14 protein-coding genes are annotated in these 18960 nt (G+C 48.0%); 9 read left to right on the forward strand and 5 right to left on the reverse strand.

Translation table 11 applies throughout. The features are described from left to right. Positions 1-9: 9 nt before the first annotated feature. A complete protein-coding gene (locus JJU34_RS21570) occupies positions 10-4596 on the reverse strand; it encodes a LamG domain-containing protein (protein WP_228694491.1) in 4587 nt (1528 codons plus the stop codon). A gap of 383 nt (positions 4597-4979) precedes the next feature. Between JJU34_RS21570 and JJU34_RS21575 the strand changes: the two genes are divergently transcribed. Further along, entirely contained in the window at positions 4980-5600 is a 621-nt protein-coding gene (locus tag JJU34_RS21575) for a hypothetical protein (RefSeq protein ID WP_228694492.1), read from the forward strand. Between the two features lie 30 nt (positions 5601-5630). Here JJU34_RS21575 and JJU34_RS21580 read toward each other — a convergent pair whose 3' ends face one another. Both JJU34_RS21580 and JJU34_RS21585 read right to left on the reverse strand, forming a co-directional pair. Next, positions 5631-8048, reverse strand: a complete 2418-nt coding sequence (locus JJU34_RS21580; protein ID WP_228694493.1) for a TIM-barrel domain-containing protein — start codon at positions 8046-8048, stop codon at positions 5631-5633. Further along, positions 8045-8371 carry a hypothetical protein gene (locus JJU34_RS21585; protein ID WP_228694494.1) on the reverse strand — a complete coding sequence of 109 codons (327 nt, stop codon included), beginning with the start codon at positions 8369-8371 and terminating at the stop codon, positions 8045-8047. The genes JJU34_RS21580 and JJU34_RS21585 overlap by 4 nt, the downstream gene beginning before the upstream one ends. A 402-nt stretch (positions 8372-8773) precedes the next feature. Here JJU34_RS21585 and JJU34_RS21590 point away from each other — a divergent pair, with 402 nt between their 5' ends. The 5 genes from JJU34_RS21590 to JJU34_RS21610 all read left to right on the forward strand — a co-directional run bounded on the left by JJU34_RS21590 (position 8774) and on the right by JJU34_RS21610 (position 12374). Beyond that, positions 8774-9043 (forward strand): hypothetical protein, encoded by a 270-nt coding sequence (locus JJU34_RS21590; RefSeq protein WP_228694495.1) that lies wholly within the window; start codon positions 8774-8776, stop codon positions 9041-9043. Next, on the forward strand, positions 9036-9326 hold the full coding sequence (locus JJU34_RS21595; protein ID WP_228694496.1) for a type II toxin-antitoxin system RelE/ParE family toxin: 291 nt from the start codon (positions 9036-9038) through the stop codon (positions 9324-9326). Before JJU34_RS21590 ends, JJU34_RS21595 begins: the two co-directional genes overlap by 8 nt. Before the next feature lie 182 nt (positions 9327-9508). Then, the gene (locus JJU34_RS21895) at positions 9509-10429 is read left to right on the forward strand and encodes a GIY-YIG nuclease family protein (protein WP_228694497.1); all 921 of its coding nucleotides are present in this window, start codon (positions 9509-9511) and stop codon (positions 10427-10429) included. Positions 10430-10651: 222 nt separating this feature from the next. Next, a complete protein-coding gene (locus JJU34_RS21605) occupies positions 10652-11968 on the forward strand; it encodes a DUF6090 family protein (protein WP_228694498.1) in 1317 nt (438 codons plus the stop codon). Positions 11969-12083: 115 nt separating this feature from the next. Next, positions 12084-12374 carry a hypothetical protein gene (locus JJU34_RS21610; protein ID WP_228694499.1) on the forward strand — a complete coding sequence of 97 codons (291 nt, stop codon included), beginning with the start codon at positions 12084-12086 and terminating at the stop codon, positions 12372-12374. A 19-nt stretch (positions 12375-12393) separates the two neighbouring features. Here the strand turns inward: JJU34_RS21610 and JJU34_RS21615 are convergent, their stop codons facing one another. Together JJU34_RS21615 and JJU34_RS21620 are read right to left on the reverse strand one after the other, a co-directional pair. Next, a complete protein-coding gene (locus JJU34_RS21615) occupies positions 12394-13479 on the reverse strand; it encodes an Ldh family oxidoreductase (protein ID WP_228694500.1) in 1086 nt (361 codons plus the stop codon). 88 nt (positions 13480-13567) lie between these two features. Then, the gene (locus JJU34_RS21620) at positions 13568-14539 is read right to left on the reverse strand and encodes an exopolyphosphatase (RefSeq protein ID WP_228694513.1); all 972 of its coding nucleotides are present in this window, start codon (positions 14537-14539) and stop codon (positions 13568-13570) included. Between the two features lie 316 nt (positions 14540-14855). On the opposite strand from JJU34_RS21620, the gene JJU34_RS21625 reads away from it, so the two are divergent. The 3 genes from JJU34_RS21625 (at position 14856) to JJU34_RS21635 (ending at position 18794) form a co-directional block, all read left to right on the forward strand. Then, positions 14856-16439 (forward strand): acyl-CoA carboxylase subunit beta, encoded by a 1584-nt coding sequence (locus tag JJU34_RS21625; RefSeq protein WP_228694501.1) that lies wholly within the window; start codon positions 14856-14858, stop codon positions 16437-16439. 125 nt (positions 16440-16564) lie between these two features. After that, on the forward strand, positions 16565-17632 hold the full coding sequence (locus JJU34_RS21630) for a M42 family metallopeptidase (protein WP_228694502.1): 1068 nt from the start codon (positions 16565-16567) through the stop codon (positions 17630-17632). Positions 17633-17819: 187 nt separating this feature from the next. Beyond that, positions 17820-18794, forward strand: coding sequence for a D-glycerate dehydrogenase (locus tag JJU34_RS21635; RefSeq protein ID WP_228694503.1), 975 nt, complete (start codon positions 17820-17822; stop codon positions 18792-18794). Positions 18795-18960 lie beyond the last annotated feature (166 nt).

Raw genomic sequence — 18960 nt, forward strand, 5'->3', positions numbered from 1 at the left:
AAAGTCTAATCATCTCGGTGAAAAGACATGGTGGGTACTTGTTTGATTGTACCGGTTTATTTCACCTACGTACCTAACCGAACTAATCAATCCCCATGCAGTCGCTGAAACGCCACTAATCAACGCTTTTGCAACAGGTTGAGCCACCCATGCCGTCAACTCCGGTACACAGGAGGAAAGGTTTGCGACAAATTTAAGGGTGCTATCTTCTTTGTCTGTTTCCGGCTGACTGACCTCTAGCGCGAAGACAGTGATAAAGAGGGCAACGTGAAGGCCTCCGAATAGGGTAGTCGACACCATTGAAAATTTATCAAAGAAATCTTTGCTAGTGGCTAGCTTATCAGAGGCCGTTATGGCTTCTAAAACCAGTGGAAAAAACTGTACGGCCCAGATTGTTTCTTCGACAGCAGCAGGTGCGTCGTTCGGGTTGGTCTCCAGATTAAACGAAGAACCTATCGGAAACTGCGAAAGCTGAAATAAGGTGTTAAAACTGAGCCCGATTCGTTTTAGCTTAGCAGATGTGGCGGGCATGCTGTTTAGGTAAGTATTAAACACACCCGTAATGGCAACGAATCCTAGAAAGCATCCGCCCAAGCCCAATGACGCTTTCTCCTGAGCGATCTGGGCTTGGGTACGCTCGTCTTGGTTTACAGGTATTACTGTTACTACCGAGGAAAATAGACTCCGGTACCGGTTTAGGTCTTCACCGTGAAAGGGCCCATGATCGGATCCCGTAGCGAGTTTATACAAAATGGTGGCCGGGATAGCACCTACCAATGCACCAAAGCTGTAAAGGGTAAGCGTGGCTCCGGAGTCTTGCATGATGTAATGTTCGTACAGCCTGGTCACAAAGGGGATATCAATCCGTGTTGCAAGGAGCTTATCGAGCTCAATAAGCAATTGTTCCAGCTGTGTAAAAAACCAGTCGATACCTGCAATCAGCATATCAAAAAGATTATCTGAGATAACTTCCAATAGATCTATCAACCGGTCCACGATCGTGGTTAAACTAAACTCGGTACCAGAGAACAGGTGCAGGTTGGCCATGTCGCTGAGAATTTGATCCGATTTGCCCGGGTTGTTGTTATTGATGATATTCAGCGCATCCTGTGCTTGACTGGGAGTTGTGGTTACATCCGTATCGTCGCTCATGTTTGCATCTTTGGCGTGATCGCTTGCCATATTTTGCATGTAGGATCCTTTGATACTGGTCCGCTGAGTAGGAGCGGTATTGTCATTCATGGACGACTTATGTTGCGTGGCATCGGATTTTAACTGCTCCAGCCACGTATGCGTGCTGGCCTTTAGCCCCTTTGCCCAATTCAGGGTGGCAGTCTTGGTTCTCCCAAGTTTCCCCTGTGCGGCTTTCATCGCCGATTTCAATAACTGTTCGTTGAACTGTTGTGTTTCCAGGATATCGTGCCAGTCAAGAATCGCTTTTACAAAATTAATTGCGCCTTCTACCGTAGCTTCTACTTTTGCCAAAACGCCCTTTACGGCTTCGACGGCATGCTCAACGGTATGAATGGCAAAAGCCGTTACCGCATCGAAGGCATCGGTGATAAATACCACAGCGACCCGTACCGTCTCCTTGATCGTTTCATATACGTGTTCTACCGTTTGCACTACAAAGCTCACCGCATCCCGGATTGCTGAGAAGAGGTCGAAGAAACTACGCGTACGGTTGGTTTCGTCTATCGCAGCTAGCAGGTCCGAATAGGAAGGGGTAGAATCAGACCGCTGCCGTTCATTGGTAAGTCCCAGCAGCAGGCGGGTTAGAGGATCATCTACGATGAGGTTTTCTGTTAAGGCCATATTTCGCGTCCGATTTGAACGGTGATTTTCCGTTACCACAAAGGCCCCGTTTTCATCCTTTCCAAAACTCCAATCAGGCATTTCATTGACAGAAAGGGAGCGGCTGATGCTGGATTGTCCTTGGTCCACCGCATATCCCGAAATCACATCGGTTTGCGGATTATAGGAATCGGGAGAAGCGGTAGCATTTTCGTAGAGGCGGCGCATCGGTGGTGTGACAATTTCCCGAAGACGCTGTTCCACAGGTCGAACCACAGGCGTGTTGCTCTGAGGTGTTTTTTCCGTTCCAACTCCCATAAAGTTCTGAATGGCCTTTGCCACATGAGATACAGAATCACGGTGCTCGGGCGAAACGATTGCCCTCGGCTCCTGGTCTGCAGCCATTTTGACTTTTTTGTTTAACAAATCGTCTTCGGTGACCGCTGCAAGCGCATGATGGGCCTGCCTATCCGGGAACACCAGGAGTGCATGATCCTGAAGCATGAAAGGGGCTGTAATGCGCAGCACGGGAGCTAGAAGGTCTTCCGCTGGCAGTGAAAAAGCGATCATTCCCTGTGCGTTTGTAGACAGCACGTAGGGCTGATTGATAGCTATCGGGTTCGTGGCTGTTTTGCCGGAATCTTCCGTTAGGATGTTTGTATTTTGAAATGGATTATTGGGTTCGGCTTGAATACTAATCGACAAGTCAAGGCCAGGAAGTAGGGAGTCGTTTCCGTCGTGGGCGATTATTTGTATGCGGTATGAATTTCGCGGTGTAATTTGATCATCGTCAAAATGATAGTCTTCCATCAACGTAACTTGAGCAACGAGGTAAGGAGACCCAATTGGTTCTAAGTCAATATCCGAAAGCTCGGTGAATTCAGGTTTGTTTACCGGAAAGGCATGTTGTTTAGTAGTCGAGGTATCTCTTCCGAGGGCATTTTCAAATGCCCAGCGACCTACCAGTCCCACTTCGTTCCCGGTGAGGTAATGATACATCATGTGTCGTATTTCCCCTATCGCCAAGGCCCTGTTCCAGAAGCGAATCTCGGCAAAGCTGCCGTCTACGGCCGTAGTGCCATCACCGAAGGCACCAAACTGCAGCTGCAACAGGTTCCCTAATTGGACTAAACCATTAGAAACGCCCGATGCAGGTGAAAAAGTGCTTGTTCCGTCAAAATAGCCGCTTACTCCTGTCGTGGAGATAACGAACGCCAAATGATGCCATTCTGTTAACTCGGTACCCGTGGAATCCATTGCAAATTGGGTGTATTGGTCGTCTACCGCATTCTTCACGGAAAGGACCAGTCGATCACCGTCTTTCGCCAAGGATACGTTGACCATTCCGTTGGTACCTAGACCACGAAGAAGGAAGCCGTCGGTATTTACCTGTGCCCAGAGCTCCAGCGTAAAATCCGACCCGGATAGATCGGTGTACGGTCGTGTTTGCATGCCACCCTTGTCCGGGCCAACGTGCAGCACTTCCCTCATTGCCAAGGTGGATTGTAAGGGGTACTTGACATCGTTTTCGAGCATGGGAAGAAAAACCCGATTGTTTCCATATATTTCCTCCTCCACTTTGAAGGTGCCTAGGGGCTGATAATCGGTTAATGCCGGATCGGAGGCATCCGGTAACACGCCCCGTGCGTATTCACCGATCTCCTCGGCAGATAGCGGTCGGGACCAAAAACGAAGGTCGATTAGATCGCCTGTAAATACGGAATCATCCGCATCGGAGGTTTGCCTTGCGCCAAGTAGAAGCGGCTGGCTTGCGATCACACCGTCATTCATGTACCTACCTGGAGGGTAGGGACCGGGTTGTCCATTCAAATAAAAGGTGGTAGAATTTGCCACAGAATCTTCGACAATGGCCACGTGGTTCCAATCGCCGGTGGCTGCCTGCAAGCCGGATCCGTAGCCGTTCAGGCTTAGTCCGCTGGGATCTTCAAGTATCCAGGGTGTTCCGCCATCATTGGGATGGTCGGAGTTGGATAGATCGCCATAGCTGATGAGCGTACCAGAGGCTCCCGCTCTGCACCGAATCCAAAACGCAACAGTTCGATCTCCGGTCGGGAAGCGTGAGTAGTTACCCGTAAACATAATGACAGGGTTATTGTCGGTGCGGATGTACTCTTGGGCATGGAAGAAAGGCTGTACGGTGTCGAGCCAACGTCCAAGGCGGCGGTCATAGTGTAGGTCATCGAGCGGGAGATTGAGGTACGGGGTAGCGTTTTCGGGCAGGTCTCCCAGTGCGTCTATGTTGATCGCTTCGGCGCTTAAGGCTTCCCTATATATGTGCAGTTCACTCATGCAGCCCCGGGCTTCCTGAAGGTTTCCAAATTGGCCATCCTGGGATAAATCCGGTGCTTGATTACCGATGTAAAGCGGACCTGAGGGGAGTAATCGCATGGATTGGGGTTGGCTGGCGCTATTGAGGATTTCGAGCGTGATGGTATCGATGAGTACTGCGTTGGCATAGCAGCTGATAGCATAGCCCGACGGCGTGCTTTGAAGCGTAATGGCAAGGTGATGGGCTTCCTCCGTCCAAAACAACGGAACGGCGCCGGTAGAAAAATAGTGACCGTTTCCGGCGAAGTTAAGGTCTATTCCGCCAGATTGAATGGAGATATCTAGGAAAGTCACCGTGTCATCGTATATACTACCGGTGTCGTAAAAACCGTAAAAAAGCCGGGTGGGCTCGTGGGTCCACAGCGAAAAGGTGCACGCTTCGGTGGGAAAATTATTAAGTTCAGAGACAAGAAAAACCTGGCCTCCTAGACCTGTGTTGGCTAATGTTTGCATGTGGTTGGAATTTGTTTGGTTAAAATGGTGTGGCGTATGAGAGCATTCGTTGACGAACCGATATTCTTGAAGGGCTATGCGGCGCGTACTTGAGATTCCAGCTGTACAGGTAGGAAGCGATTGGGAATCTTGGTTCTTACATCAGGGGTACGAAAAACGTGTACTTATTCATACCTATGTATGATTCAAAATATTTTCTGAAGGAAATAACAAATCTAATTTTGTATATCTATAAAAATACAATAAAAAAAATTATCATGTGAAAAAATATTGAAATAATTTGAAAATATTTTCACTCTATGGGTAAGGGTAAAGGGTTGTTAAGTTGTCCTACTTAAAATGGGCTTATCTAGACCGCTAATTCTTACCAAACAATTTCTACTATGCTTTTATTCATTATCTCGATGTTAGTTAGTTTTTCCGCTGGTTTTCATGCTGCGGATCGTTTCAGCAGTCAAGAGAAATTCCAGGTAATTCGGGAAGAGCGGGGCATTCAACTAGCGGAGCGCTGGATTGAGAAACCGGGATCAGGGGATTTTCGCGAGGTTCGCGTCATTATACGGATTGACGCCACGGCTAAAGCTATTCTTTCGGCCCTCCGCAATGAGGAGAAAGGAAAGCTGTGGAACGCAAACGCCAAACGATTTAGGACACAGGAAGTTTCTCCCGATGCCTGGATCAGCTACTCAGAATACCCCTTGCCGTTTCCGCTGGCAAACCGGTATTGTTACTTCATGCATTCTGCCGAAACGGTAAACGGTAAAACCACCGTTCAATTTGAAACCCATGAATCGCTTCTATTTACGGAAGGAAAAAAACTGGAGCCGCTAAAGGGGCTTTCTGGTAAATGGGTCATTGAGGAAAAGGGAAGATATGCTATCCTGAGTTATCATATCATATCCGTGCCCGACAGCGCGATGCCCCGATGGATAGTAGATCCAATCGTGCGAAAAAATCTCTGGACCAATATGGAGTTACTAAGGGCAACCGCAGAACAATCCTGAGCGGGCTTGGTTAGTAAATTCGTTGATTGGTCAATGAAGGGTAATCGTAAGCTTATCTAAAGGATGGGTAATGGTCAGGGTTCTCGTATCTTCGCATTCGTGGTACGGGTGCCGATTGTCCGGTAATGGATCAAAATCACTGATCCGGTCTACGAACGAAACATCCTCTTTTTCAAAAGTCTTTAAAACCTCCCCTACGCTAGCTTGGGTTTCTGTAAAACCATGGAAATAAATCTTTACCGTTTGGAACCTGCTTTCGTAATTGCCGATGCTTTCATCAAACGTAAGCACTTTGTGGGTATGGTCCATTACCAAATATCGTTTGAAATAGGCACTCCCTCTGTAGTCAAGCGTGGTTCCGTCGTCCTCGTAGTGGAGGTGGGTGCTCGTTCCGGATCCACGGTATACATGCAGGTGGAGAATCCCGTCGTGGGCTTCCCCGGTATGGGAAACCGGTTGCTGCATGGTCAGTAGGGTGCCTGCTTTTACAAATACGGGTAGGTAACTGAGCGGACTTTCCCAATAGCATACTTGGTCCCCCTCCAGCAATTGGGAGGTAAACAGGTAATACCATTTTCCCTTGGGTAGGAATACCTTGGTAACCGGCCGGAAACTTTCTACCGGAACCACCAAAAATTTATCGCAAAACAGGTATTGGTTGTCGAAAGGACCTTTGTACACCCGATCGTCAAAGGGGTAGTCAATGGCGAGACTTTTGGCTATTGGGAGTCCGCTGGAGCCACTTTCTAGAAAGGCTGCGTAAATGGTAGGCAGTAGTTTGTAACGTAGCTTTATGTAGTTTTTTGCGATTTCCTCCACCTCTTCTCCAAAGGACCATGGTTCGGAATCGTTGCTGTTGATCATGGAGTGTGCCCGGAAAAGGGGTGAAAAGGCACCCAAACTAATCCATCTGGCGAATAGCTGCGGGTTGGTATTGCCTGCAAAACCCCCTACGTCGAATCCAGAAAAAGGTACACCGCTCAATCCAAGGCTATTCACCAATCGGATACCCGCAAGCATGTGCTCGTCCGAGGCCACATTGTCTCCGGTCCAAACAGCTGCATGCCGTTGGATACCGGCATATCCAGATCGTGAGAGCACAAAGGGTCTTTGATTATCCGTGTGACGGAGGGCCCCTTCCTGAGTGCTTCGGGCCATTTGCATGCCGTACACATTCCGGGCCTTGCGGTGACTGCACCGTTCACCCTCAAAGTCAAACTCAATGATATTTGGCATGTGCTGTCCCCAGGTGGCAGGTTCGTTCATGTCGGTCCAGAAACCGTCTACTCCCAGGGAGCTGTAAAAGGAGAGTTTGTTCGCCCACCACTCCCTCGCAGCAGGCTTGGTGAAATCAGGAAAGGCACACCAGCCCGGCCAGACATGTCCTTCGTATGGCACTTGATCCGGATAGCGTATAAAAAGCCCTTGCTCAATCCCTTCCACGTAGGGAGTGTAATCCGGGTCCTTTTTAATGCCAGGATCCAGTATCACCACCACCTTGAATCCACGTTCCTTCAGACTTCTGATCATTGTTGCGGGATCGGGAAAGTTTTTGCTGTCAAAGGTAAACACCTTGTATTTTTCCATGTGGTGGATATCCAAGTAGATCATATCGGCAGGAATACCTTTTTCGCGGAAGGTTTGAGCCAATCGCAGCACCTCGCGATCCGGGTAATACGAGTACCGGCATTGCTGATATCCCAAGGACCATAGTGGGGGCATTTCCATCCTCCCGGTAAGCTGGGTATAGGCCTGAATGATGGATGCCACGGAGTCGTCGTGGAAAAAATAATAGTCCAAATCGCCATTGTCTGCGCTGAAATAGCTGAACCGGTTGTTACTGGCCCCGAAATTGAAAACCGATTTGTGGGGGTTGTCAAAAAATAGGCCGTACGCTTTGTCGCTGTGAAGTCCGATATAGAAAGGTACTGATAGATACAGAGGGTCTGCATCCAGGCCGTAGCCGAAGTGGTCGGTGTTCCAGTTGGTGTAGGCTTTTCCCCAGCGGTTCAGTCCCCCAGTCTTTTCACCTAACCCAATGAATTTTTCCCAAGGCTGCAGTTTTTTATAGCAGCTCACTTCTGTTCCCAACCAGTTGATACCGATGGCTGGATCCTCTTCACAGAGTACTTTCCCCTCCGGGGTCGCAAAGGACAGCGAAAAGCATTCTCGGGAAATGGTTAGGGTCATCTTCTTGGTTGCTAGCCATAGGATGTCAGGCGAGGAGCGAAACTCAAACAAACCAGACACGGGTTTGGTGGTAACTGCATAGGGATTGGGAGAAAATACCTCGTGTCGACTCACCTGAACGCGGATGGTGTGGTCTGCATAGACCTGAATGGAAAAATAGGCCTCTTCGGTATGCCCACTAATTCCGTAGGGTGTTGCCTCCCAATTTCGGATGGGTCCCGGGGTGATGATGGTGTGTGGCTGCTGCAAGGGAGTCATGGCAGATGGCTGGGTTTACGTTTTGTTCGTGGTGCGTTCACCGGTACCAAGTTAGCAAGTATACCGAAGGGAAAAACCCGCAACCTATGTTCTGGGTGTTTGATGATGGAGCGAACAGGTTTTGTCTGTTTAGTTAGTGAGTAAAAGGGCTGATTTTCAGCGAAGAAACAGACTGGCAAAAAGTGGTAGGTTTCACTAGGAAGGAGTTGGTTTTGGTGCAAATGATTGGTGGGGCCAATTTTTTTTTCGAGTTTTTTTGAAAGTAAATCCACCCAATTTACGCCCATATTATTGGCTGGTTTTAGTAAATAACTTGGATGCATACCCCTGTATTTCCATTAAATCCGACGCGTTTGCTGTTCTTGGTAATTCATTGTTTTTTATTTAAAAAAGATTATAAACTTTTTGATAGTATCTATATATCCCCTGCAATTTTTCTGTATGGATAATTTTATATATGTAGTGTATAGATAACTAGAAATGTTTTCTGATCGCAGGGCAGCGGCAGAAATTGTTGCCTTTGCCCTGATAGACCCCCAGGCGGGAGCAGAATCGATTACACCCTACTATTTCTAATCTCCTTTACAGTCGTAATTCGTTGCATGCCATTTGTAATGGGTTACCAAACAAGTTAATAGCAAACCCCCGCCATATTGTACACTTTTTTTAGCTTTCTTGGGATGACGCCAAAAAGATGTTAAATTTACAGCATAAATACAGCAGCGATGGGTAGAAAAACAGTGGATTTTGGCGAGACCTTAGATCGGTATATTGATTTTGCCGTAAAGCAAGGTGGGTATAAAACCGAAGCCGAATACTTGCGGTATTTGGTTCGGAAAGATGAAGAGCGAAACAGGGAGTTTTTACTTACCAAAGCGGCTGTTCAAGAAGGAATCGAGAGCGGTGTCAGTCCGAAAGTTAGGACCGCAGAAGAAATCGTGACACTTGCCAAGAAAAGAGCGTTGGGAAAAACCGGTGGAAAACACCATGGCTAATTACGTTTTATCTGTCAAGGCAGACGAAGATGTGGATGCTATTGCTGACTACTCTTTAGAGAAATGGGGTGAAAAACAAACCCTTGTTTATATTGAGGAGTTGTTCAACTGTCTGGAAAAAATCGCTAGTAGTCCTGAAATTGGGCGAGATGCATCCGAATTTTTCACACACCTTAAACGCAATAATTACAAAGCCCACAGTATTTTTTATTTACGCTCCGAATCGAATATAATCATTGTGCGTATTTTAGGACAACAACAGGACTTTCACCGTCACTTATAGTCGGCATGCAGGGAATGTCCCCTCCTGGAAAAGCTCGTCTTTTTTGAATTGTCCGTCAATTGCAGCATTTTTTTGTCTTCCAATAGCTAGATACACGTAAATCGCATCATCGAATGGTTCAGGAACATTTCATAATCTACATCTTGTAAATAGGCTTCTATTTCAGAAATGGCATCAAGGATGTGATTCAAACGAGCACTGTCTCCTACCCTACTTCGCATAAATCAGCTCTTTTTCACGATCTACTCGAGGATGATTTGGATATTTTTGGAGATGATGAGGGGCTTTTTGATTTTAGGCATACGCCAAAGGTCACCACTATGCCAGACTATGTGGCTAGTAGAAAACCCTGCGAGGATTTTGAGGATTTTGAATCAGTACTCAAGTCCTGTCAAGCTGACCTAAAGCATGGAAAAAGAAAGATTAAAGATTTTAAAAATGAGCAACAAATAGATGTTGGCTATTTCTTCGTGTTAAATGGTATTTTAGTATACGTTGCCGAAGTAGAAGAGAGGAAACTAGACAAATCGGGTAAGATGAACGCTCGATTGAGGTGCATATTTGAAAATGGCACCGAATCAGATATGCTCCTGCGATCTCTTGCGGCAGAGCTTTATAAAAACGGGAAAAGAATCACTGAAAATCACGGTAATGTCAATGCAGCATTGCAGAAAAGCTTAGGGGCCATTATTGAAGAGGATAAAGAAACAGGATTTATTTATGTGCTGAAATCAAAAAGCAGTCGGGAGGAAATAGCCTCATTGGACAACCTTTACAAAATAGGCTATTCCCGGACAGCCGTAGCTGAACGGATAAAACATGCCGCAAAGAAACCTACCTATCTAATGGCCGAGGTGGAATATGTAGCAGGATGGAAATGCTACAATATGAATACCCAGAAATTTGAACAATTGATCCACAATTTTTTTGGTTCCTCCTGCCTAAATATCGATGTCTTTGACGAAAAAGGAAAGAGGTACACACCACGGGAATGGTTTATTGCACCCTATGAAGTGATCGAAAAAGCGATTGCGCTAATTATCAGCGGCGAGGTCGTGAAGTATCGCTATGATGTGGACGAGGAGCGGATTGTGGGGAGGTAGGTTTTGTAAATCCATTGTCTTCGTTTTAAAAACCTCTCATAAGCAGCATATTGCAATTAATTTTCTATATTTAGCAGCAGCACCCAGCAAAAGGTGTATTTCCCGAGTCAACTCCTTATTTAAACGAATCACCTTAGCATAATCTGCAGATATAAATGTAGATCACATGCTGACCAGCGCTTCAATTTCCCTGCAGGTAGCCACCATCAGAAAAAGGAACCTATGATTAAATTCTTTCGAAAAATCCGCTTTAACCTGTTGGAGGAAAATAAGATTGTAAAGTATCTGAAATATGCAGTCGGTGAGATTGTGTTGGTTGTCATTGGGATCTTAATTGCTATCCAAATCAATAATTCCAATCAAAAGCGCTTAAATGCCGAAGCATTGGAAGGCTATCTGAATAGTATAGCCAACAATATTCAGAGCGATCTGCAAAAAGCCGAAAAGTTCACCCAAAAGCGCCTGGAGCTTTTTCCAAGAGTATCAGCCATCAGGCAGCAAATGTCTCCGGAATATCAGAAAATCATGTCGGAAGTTTATGGTGAAAACCTAAACGCAGAATCTCGCTACAGTGCCCAAAACCTCAGCTTTATAGCTCAGACCATCAACGGAGTTTGGAGCAGCATTTATCTGACTCCCAATCTCAGCGGGTTTGAATCCTTGAAGAGCTCAGGCTTCTTGAGTCAGCTTCAAGGGACAGATTTGGAGCAACTTCTTTTCGACTACTATAATTTATTGGATGAGCTGACCATCTTGGAGAACAATTACAATTCCGGTATTCAGCGTTCGTTTGACGATTTTATCAACGCAGACCTTCCCGGAACCTTTGCTTTATTTTCCCAGGGTACGAGAGACTGGAATACCGAACTGAAGGGACAACTACCGGCTATGGTGGATGAAATCCTCGAGCACCCGACGCTCATTCCTGTTTTTTTCTGGCCATATGAACTCATCGTCAAATATGAAAACCTTATCGTAAGGGGTCAAGCCTTACATGAAATGATTGTCACAGGCAAAAAAGCGTTTAACGAAGAAATCAATCAGCAGTTAGTACAGATCTTTGATGAATACGGATCGGTCCCCTATCCCAAAATCATACGAAACGGATACAATACGCATTACTACAACAGTGCAGTGGCAAGCCCAAACAACAACCAAGGAGTTAATATGCAATTTTTAGGTAGCCATATCGCACTTCAGTTTTCCGCGGAACCCTGGGCAGCGGCTTACTGGTTTGTTGGAAGTGGTGTCCCTGACTCAAATAGGGTGAAAGACTTTTCAAATTTCCAAACACTCCGACTCAAACTTAGAGGCATACTAGGTGGCGAAAAGGTGGATATCGGCTTGAAAGACAAATCAGACCCAACAGATGGCAGCGAGACGAAAATCCCTTTAACTTTAACGAATGAATGGCATACGTATGATATACCACTCACTAGCTTTGCTCCTACCCGGCTAGAGGAGCTGTTCGTAGTAGCTTCCATCGTCGTAGAAAATCGGGCGTATACCATCGAGATCGAATCCATGGAATTTTTATAAACATTTTTTTTATCCGTGATCAACTACCGGACAGACTGCCACTTCAACCGAAAACTTTCTGCTCACCAGGACATGTTACGTTCATTACCCGTCCTAAGAATAAACAACGTTGACCATGAGGAATTTTCTATTTGCTGGCATAGTCCTAATGCTCTTTTCGTGTGGGGAAGATCAAGCCGATCCGTATGTGGTAATTCCTTACGAAGTGGAGCCGGTGCAAACCGATATTTTTCAATCTTGGGGATTCCTTTACTTTAGGGATCGAATAAGGAACACACGTGAGCACCCACCAGCGGATTTGGTTCGCTTCAGTAGCGAGGGGTTGTTTGCGCTAATCGCTGTACCTCAAACGCAGCTATTTTCCATAGAACCGGATGGGGCGGACGAACAGGAAGTGCCGAAATGATGCGGGGCGACTTGGCTTATCACTGCGATTCATCCCAATTCACACCCAATCGTTCACCTAAGCCCCTGAGGTCGTCGACTACAGCGGGTAGAAGCGGAATACCTTCCCTTCTTCGAACTTCCTCCAATTCCCGCTCGGGATCTCCGGGGATGACCACTTTCTCTTGTCCCTCCACCGTTTTTGCTTTCCGAAAACGCCCTATCCAGGTATCCATATGCGATTTGAATTCATCGGCAGGACGGAAGGCATCTACGCGCATGGCACCGAAGAAATGTCCCAGCCCTTCGCCCACCGGATTGGGATGTGGCTCCAAAAAGGCCACAAACGGCGGTACCCAGGGCCCATAATTAGCCCCTGAGAGCACGGCAGAGAAAATATCCACCACGGCGCCCAGGCCATAGCCTTTGTGGGAACCGTGCTCCCGGTCGCCACCGAGCGGCAGCAGGGCTCCCCCGTCTTTTACACCATTCGGGCTGCTGGTAGGATTGCCGTCTTTGTCCTGAATCCATCCGTAGGGAGCTTCTTGCTGTTTACGTTGTAGGATTTCCAATTTGCCGTTGGCGGCAGTAGTAGTAGCCATATCCAGCACAAATGGCGGTTGGGTTGCGGCAGGAATGGCCACGGATATCGGGTTGGTGCCCAGAAGTCGCTCCCGTGAAAAGGTGGGGCTGACCAGCGGACTGGCATTGGTCAGCGAAATGCCGATCATGTCGTGGGCGAGGGCCTGCATAGCATGGATGCCAGCGATGCCGTAATGGTTGGAGTTTTTGACAGAAACCCATCCCGTTCCGGCCGTTTTGGCTTTTTCAATGGCCACCTGCATCGCGTAGGGCGCTACCACCAGCCCAAGGCCTCCGTCGCCGTCCACCACTGCCGTGCTGGGGGTCTCGTGTATGATGCGAATGTTGGGCTGGGCGTTTATGCGGTTTTTTTCCCAAAGCCGCACGTATCCCGAGAGTCTGGCCACACCATGGGAGTCGACCCCCCTCAGATCGGCCGAAAGAAGGACTTCCATTGCCGTGGAGGCATCCTTTTCAGGACATCCGATACGTAGCAGGATTTCTTTCGTAAACCGTTCCAGTTGAGACAAAGGATAGGTACTCATAGGTGAGAGGGGTTGTAATACAGATGGAAGGTGCAAAATTCGCAAAATTCAGGACAATCAAAAAGAATAACCGGAAAAGGCCGCAGGTTTAGATTGCCTGCCGGGCGTAGTGGAGGGGTTTGGTACCGCTTTGGTTTTGGAGAATCTCGGCGATAGCACCCTCCTTCAAGGAGTAGGTAGAACAGTGCAGCAGATCGGTATCTACTTGTCCCAAAATAAACTGAATCAGACAGGAAGCAACGACGATCATATCTACGCGCATGGGAATCATACCCTGGATCTGTAGACGCTCGGCCCTGTCCAGGTGGATCAGCTGCCCTGCGATTTGTTGGAAACTAGCTGCCGGAATGGAATACGTACTTTGATAGCGAAACTTGGCTTCCTGTATCCTTGCCCGGTACATGTCGGTTAGCGTATCGAAGGTTCCCGAGGCACCTACTAGACGCGACGGTTGAAAATGGGCGATGGCATGACAGAGGGTCTCCAGCTTGCTTTCCAGGTACTCGTTTAGCCGGGAAATTTCTGTAGGCAGGATGGGATCGTGATAATGAAAGAGGTCCAGCATCCGTTGACCACCAATTTCAAAACTTTGTTTCCAGAAGATGCGGCTTTCGTTTCCAATGATAAATTCCACAGATCCGCCGCCTATATCCATCATGAGCGAGGTTTCGTCGTTTAGGCTGCCGCTTAGGCGAATGCCTTTGTAGATGAGTTCCGCTTCCCGGTTGCCATCGATTATATTGACGTCTATACCTAGACGCTCCCTGACGTCCGCAACAAACTCATGGCCATTGCGGGCATTTCTAACCGCACTGGTGGCAAAGGCAAAAACGCGATCTATTTGTTCGCCTTTGATTAAGTTGGAAAAGTGGGTGAGGGTGTGGAAGGCTCGTTTCTTTGCTTCAGGAAGAATCAGCTCTTTGGAGATACCTCCTTCTCCCAGCTTGACCGGAATTTTTTCTTTGTAAAGCGTACGAAAACCGTTATCTGCCAATTCCACAAGAAGCAGATGAAAGGTATTGGTTCCCATGTCGATGACTGCCGCCTTTTCCACCATGATACCGGTCATTTTTTAATGGTGCGAATATAGAAAGTTTATTCAAATCCGCAGGTTACGTAATGATTATATATTCATAAAAATGATGTTTATTTTTACTAACGGGTTGGGATATTTGATTGTTCTTATTTTTCGCCGGAAAAGCACTATTGGAATCCACTGCTGTATTCCCGGAGAACTTTTTTTACCTTGTTAGTGCTTACCGCACTTTACGGTGTGATAAAAAAATTGGCGGGATGTGGGGATTTATTCGCGCGCTATTTTTCTCCCTGAGAGGTGCTGCCTATATTTGGTAAGCAGGAAATGCCAAACCAACCCTATGAAAACAGACAAACCAACAACAAACGTCCCGGGCATAAAGCAGCAACAACTGGATTTGCTCAAATCCAAAAACGAGGAAGCGATGCAGGGAGGAGGCAAAGCCCGTATTGCGGCACAGCACGGAAAAGGAAAACTAACCGCAAGGGAGCGCTTGGCGCTGCTGTTGGACGAGGGGTCTTTTCAGGAATTGGATAAGCTCGTCGTGCACCGGGGTCGAGATTTTGGGATTGAACGCGAGAAATACCCAGGCGATGGGGTAGTTACGGGTTTTGGCCGGGTGGCCGGACGGCTGGTGTATGTTTTTTCGCAGGACTTCACCGTGTTTGGCGGATCGCTGTCGGAGACACATGCCGAAAAAATTTGTAAAATTATGGACCTCGCCATGAAAAACGGTGCACCCGTGATCGGGCTTAACGATTCAGGTGGCGCGCGGATTCAAGAAGGAGTTAGTTCTCTGGGAGGCTATGCGGACATTTTTTACCGCAATACCTTGGCGTCTGGAGTGATCCCACAGATTTCGGCTATTATGGGTCCTTGTGCCGGGGGCGCGGTGTATTCACCGGCCATCACGGATTTTATCCTGATGGTGGAGCATACTTCTTACATGTTTGTGACCGGCCCCAATGTGGTCAAAACCGTAACGCAGGAGCAGGTAAGCTCCGAGGAACTGGGAGGTGCTTCGGCACATAGTGCCAAAAGTGGCGTGACCCATTTTGCATGTGTGAACGAGGCGGCCTGCATCGCCTCCATCAAGCAATTACTGTCCTACATGCCGCAAAACTGCGAAGAAGAAGCGCCCCGTTTGCCCTACACTGGCGGTCAGTCCGAAATCCGGGAGGTATTGGACGGGATTATTCCCGAAAACCCCAATCAGCCTTACGATATGCGGGAAGTGGTAGCAGGAATCGCCGATGAAGGCAGTTTTATGGAGGTACACCGGGATTTTGCCGAAAATATCGTCGTTGGCTTTGCACGCCTTGCGGGAAGAAGCATCGGCGTGGTAGGCAACCAACCGGCAGTACTTGCCGGAGTCTTGGATATCAAGTCCTCGCTCAAAGCGGCCCGGTTTGTGCGGTTCTGTGACTGCTTTAACATTCCTTTGGTGGTGTTGGTGGATGTGCCGGGTTTCTTGCCAGGTACCGACCAAGAGTGGAACGGGATCATCAGCAACGGGGCCAAACTGTTGTATGCATTTTCTGAAGCTACAGTACCTCGGGTAACAGTCATCACCCGCAAGGCCTATGGAGGTGCCTACGATGTGATGAACTCGAAACATATCGGAGCGGACCTGAATTTTGCCTGGCCCTCGGCAGAGATTGCTGTGATGGGAGCTAAGGGAGCGTCCGAAATCATCTTCAAAAAGCAGATCGCCGAGGCGGAAGACCCGGAGGCAAAACTTGCAGAGAAAATCGACGAATTTACCCGTAAATTTGCCAATCCATATGCTGCCGCGGAGCGAGGCTTTATCGACGAGGTGATTCTACCGAGGGATACCCGACACCGGTTGATCCGGGCTTTTTCCATGTTGGAAAATAAAGTGGATAACTTGCCCAAAAAGAAGCACGGTAATATTCCTTTATAACAGGTTGGCAAGGAGGGTCCCGGGAAAAATCGCTCAACGGTGAATGGGTGATAGTTGGATCCCAGGCCTGGTATTTACCGACTAGAAATGGCTAATTTGAAGTGTAGTGTACTAACCAAAACGCAATGACAAAAAACGAAGAGTTCCTATACCGTTACCTCAATAATGCTTCCCCTACGGGCTTCGAAGCGTCGGGACAGCAGATTTGGCTGGACTATGTAAAACCATTGGTGGATGATTACTTTACCGACGCCTACGGCACCGCAGTAGGGGTTATCAATCCAAAGGCGGATTATAAAGTGGTCATCGAGGCCCATGCAGATGAGATCAGTTGGTTTGTAAATTACATAACCCCGGAAGGGTATATTTATGTGGTTCGAAACGGGGGCTCCGATCACATGATCGCGCCTTCTATGCGGGTGAATATCCACACCGACGATCGGGTAATCCAGGGGGTGTTTGGCTGGCCTGCCATCCACGTGCGGGACAAGGCTAAGGAAGAAGCTCCAAAGACCGAGAACATTTTTATAGACGTAGGTGCCCGTTCCAAAGAGGAAGTAATGGAAATGGGGATTTATGTGGGCTGTGTGGTCACCTTTAAAGATGAATTGACCGATTTAAATGGCAAATTTTACACGGGGAGGGCGTTGGATAACCGCATCGGTGGCTACATGATTGCCGAAGTAGCCCGATACCTAAAAGAACAGAAAAGGGAGCTTCCCTTTGGCGTCTATGTGGTCAATGCGGTTCAGGAGGAGATTGGACTTAGGGGTGCAGAGATGATTGCCGCACGTATCAAGCCAAATGCCGCGCTGATCACGGATGTGTGTCACGATACCACCGCACCGATGTACAATAAGGTAGTGAGTGGGGATTATACCGCCGGTAAGGGGCCGGTGTTGACCGTGGGGCCAGCGGTACACCGTAAATTGCTGGATTTGGTACTTGCGGCTGCCAATAAGCGCGAGATACCCTATCAGCGCTCTGCTTCATCGAGAAGCACCGGGACGGACACCGATGCCTTTGCTTATTCCAACGGTGGGGTGCCCTCTGCCTTGATTTCCCTGCCGCTAAAGTACATGCACACGACCGTAGAAACAGCCAGCAAAGCGGATATCAACCATGTGATCCAGCTGATGGCAGGTTTTCTCGAGGACTTCGACCCCTCGTTTGACTTTCGGTATGTGAAGTAGTGGGCAAGCCATTGTTGCAGATTCTTTTCTCTATACCGTTTGCTGCCTGTAGATACGGAGATAAAGCACAGCCGTAAGAAACGGTAGGAATAAAAAAAGTAAAGAGTATCAGTACATCAAAATAATATGATTATCAGGTGGTTGTGATCCGTTTCACAGGTACAAACGCTGAAAAACAATTAGACACATGAAAGTTTTTATCAATAAGATTATTCCCGACTATGGCCTTGGACTGCTGGAGCAGGCGGGGGTGGAGGTGACGATGTGGCGGGAGCCTTCCGTGCTTACTAGGGAGCAGGCGATCGCTTTCTGCAAAGAGCACGATGCCTTTTTGAGTGCAGGACAAGCAGGCTTGGATGAAGGTTTTTTTCGTGAATGCAGCCATCTTAAGGTAGTGGCCCTCCATTCTGTAGGCTTTGACGGGGTAGATATCGCGGCGGCCACCCAGTTGGGCATTCCTATCGGAAATACCCCAAACGTGTTGAACAAGGCTACGGCTGAAACCGCGCTTCTTTTGATGCTCACTGTGGCCAGAAGAGCACTTTATTTGCACCGAAAAATTAAAAAAGGTGAATGGGGTGTTAGCCAGCCCACGCTAGATTTGGGGTTTGATCTTGCCGGAAAAACTCTTGGTATCGTGGGGTTGGGTAGGATTGGTGCGGAACTGGCCCGCATGTGTACGCAGTCTTGGGGGATGAAGGTCGTCTATCACAATCGCACGCGAAACGAGGAGGCAGAAAGGGAGTTTGGCGCCACCTGGCTGCCCTTTGAGGAACTACTGGAGCAGAGCGACTGTGTATCGGTGCATACCGCCTTGACCGAGGAAACGAGGGGCTTGTTTGGATACGAGCAGTTCAAACGCATGAAGCCCCGTGCCGTATTTATCAACACAGCCCGTGGAGGTGTGCATCGGGAAGACGAACTCATTCGGGCCTTGCAGGAGGGTTTAATATACGGAGCAGGTCTGGATGTGACTGATCCGGAGCCCATGGAGCCTGATAATCCCTTATTGGAGATGGATAATGCCGTGGTGTTTCCGCATATCGGATCTTCCACCGTAGAAACCCGCAACGAGATGTCTCGCTGTGCTGCCGAAAACATTCTGGCCGGATTGAAGGGAGAGCGTCTTCCCTATCCGGTAAACCCCGAAGTGTACGGTTAAAAAAAAAGGGGCTGTCCGAAAAGGGCAGCCTTTTTTTAGTGTGCCGTGCATGGTAACTAACTAGGTGGTGAAAGTCCACTGTGGGGGTTTGTAATCGCCAACCACTAGCCAATAGCAAGGGTGTCCATCGTGAGGTGGAATCTGAAGGAAGCAGGCGGCAAAACTC

The sequence above is a fragment of the Lunatimonas sp. genome, from assembly GCF_020832325.1.
Classification (GTDB): Bacteria; Bacteroidota; Bacteroidia; order Cytophagales; family Cyclobacteriaceae; genus Lunatimonas.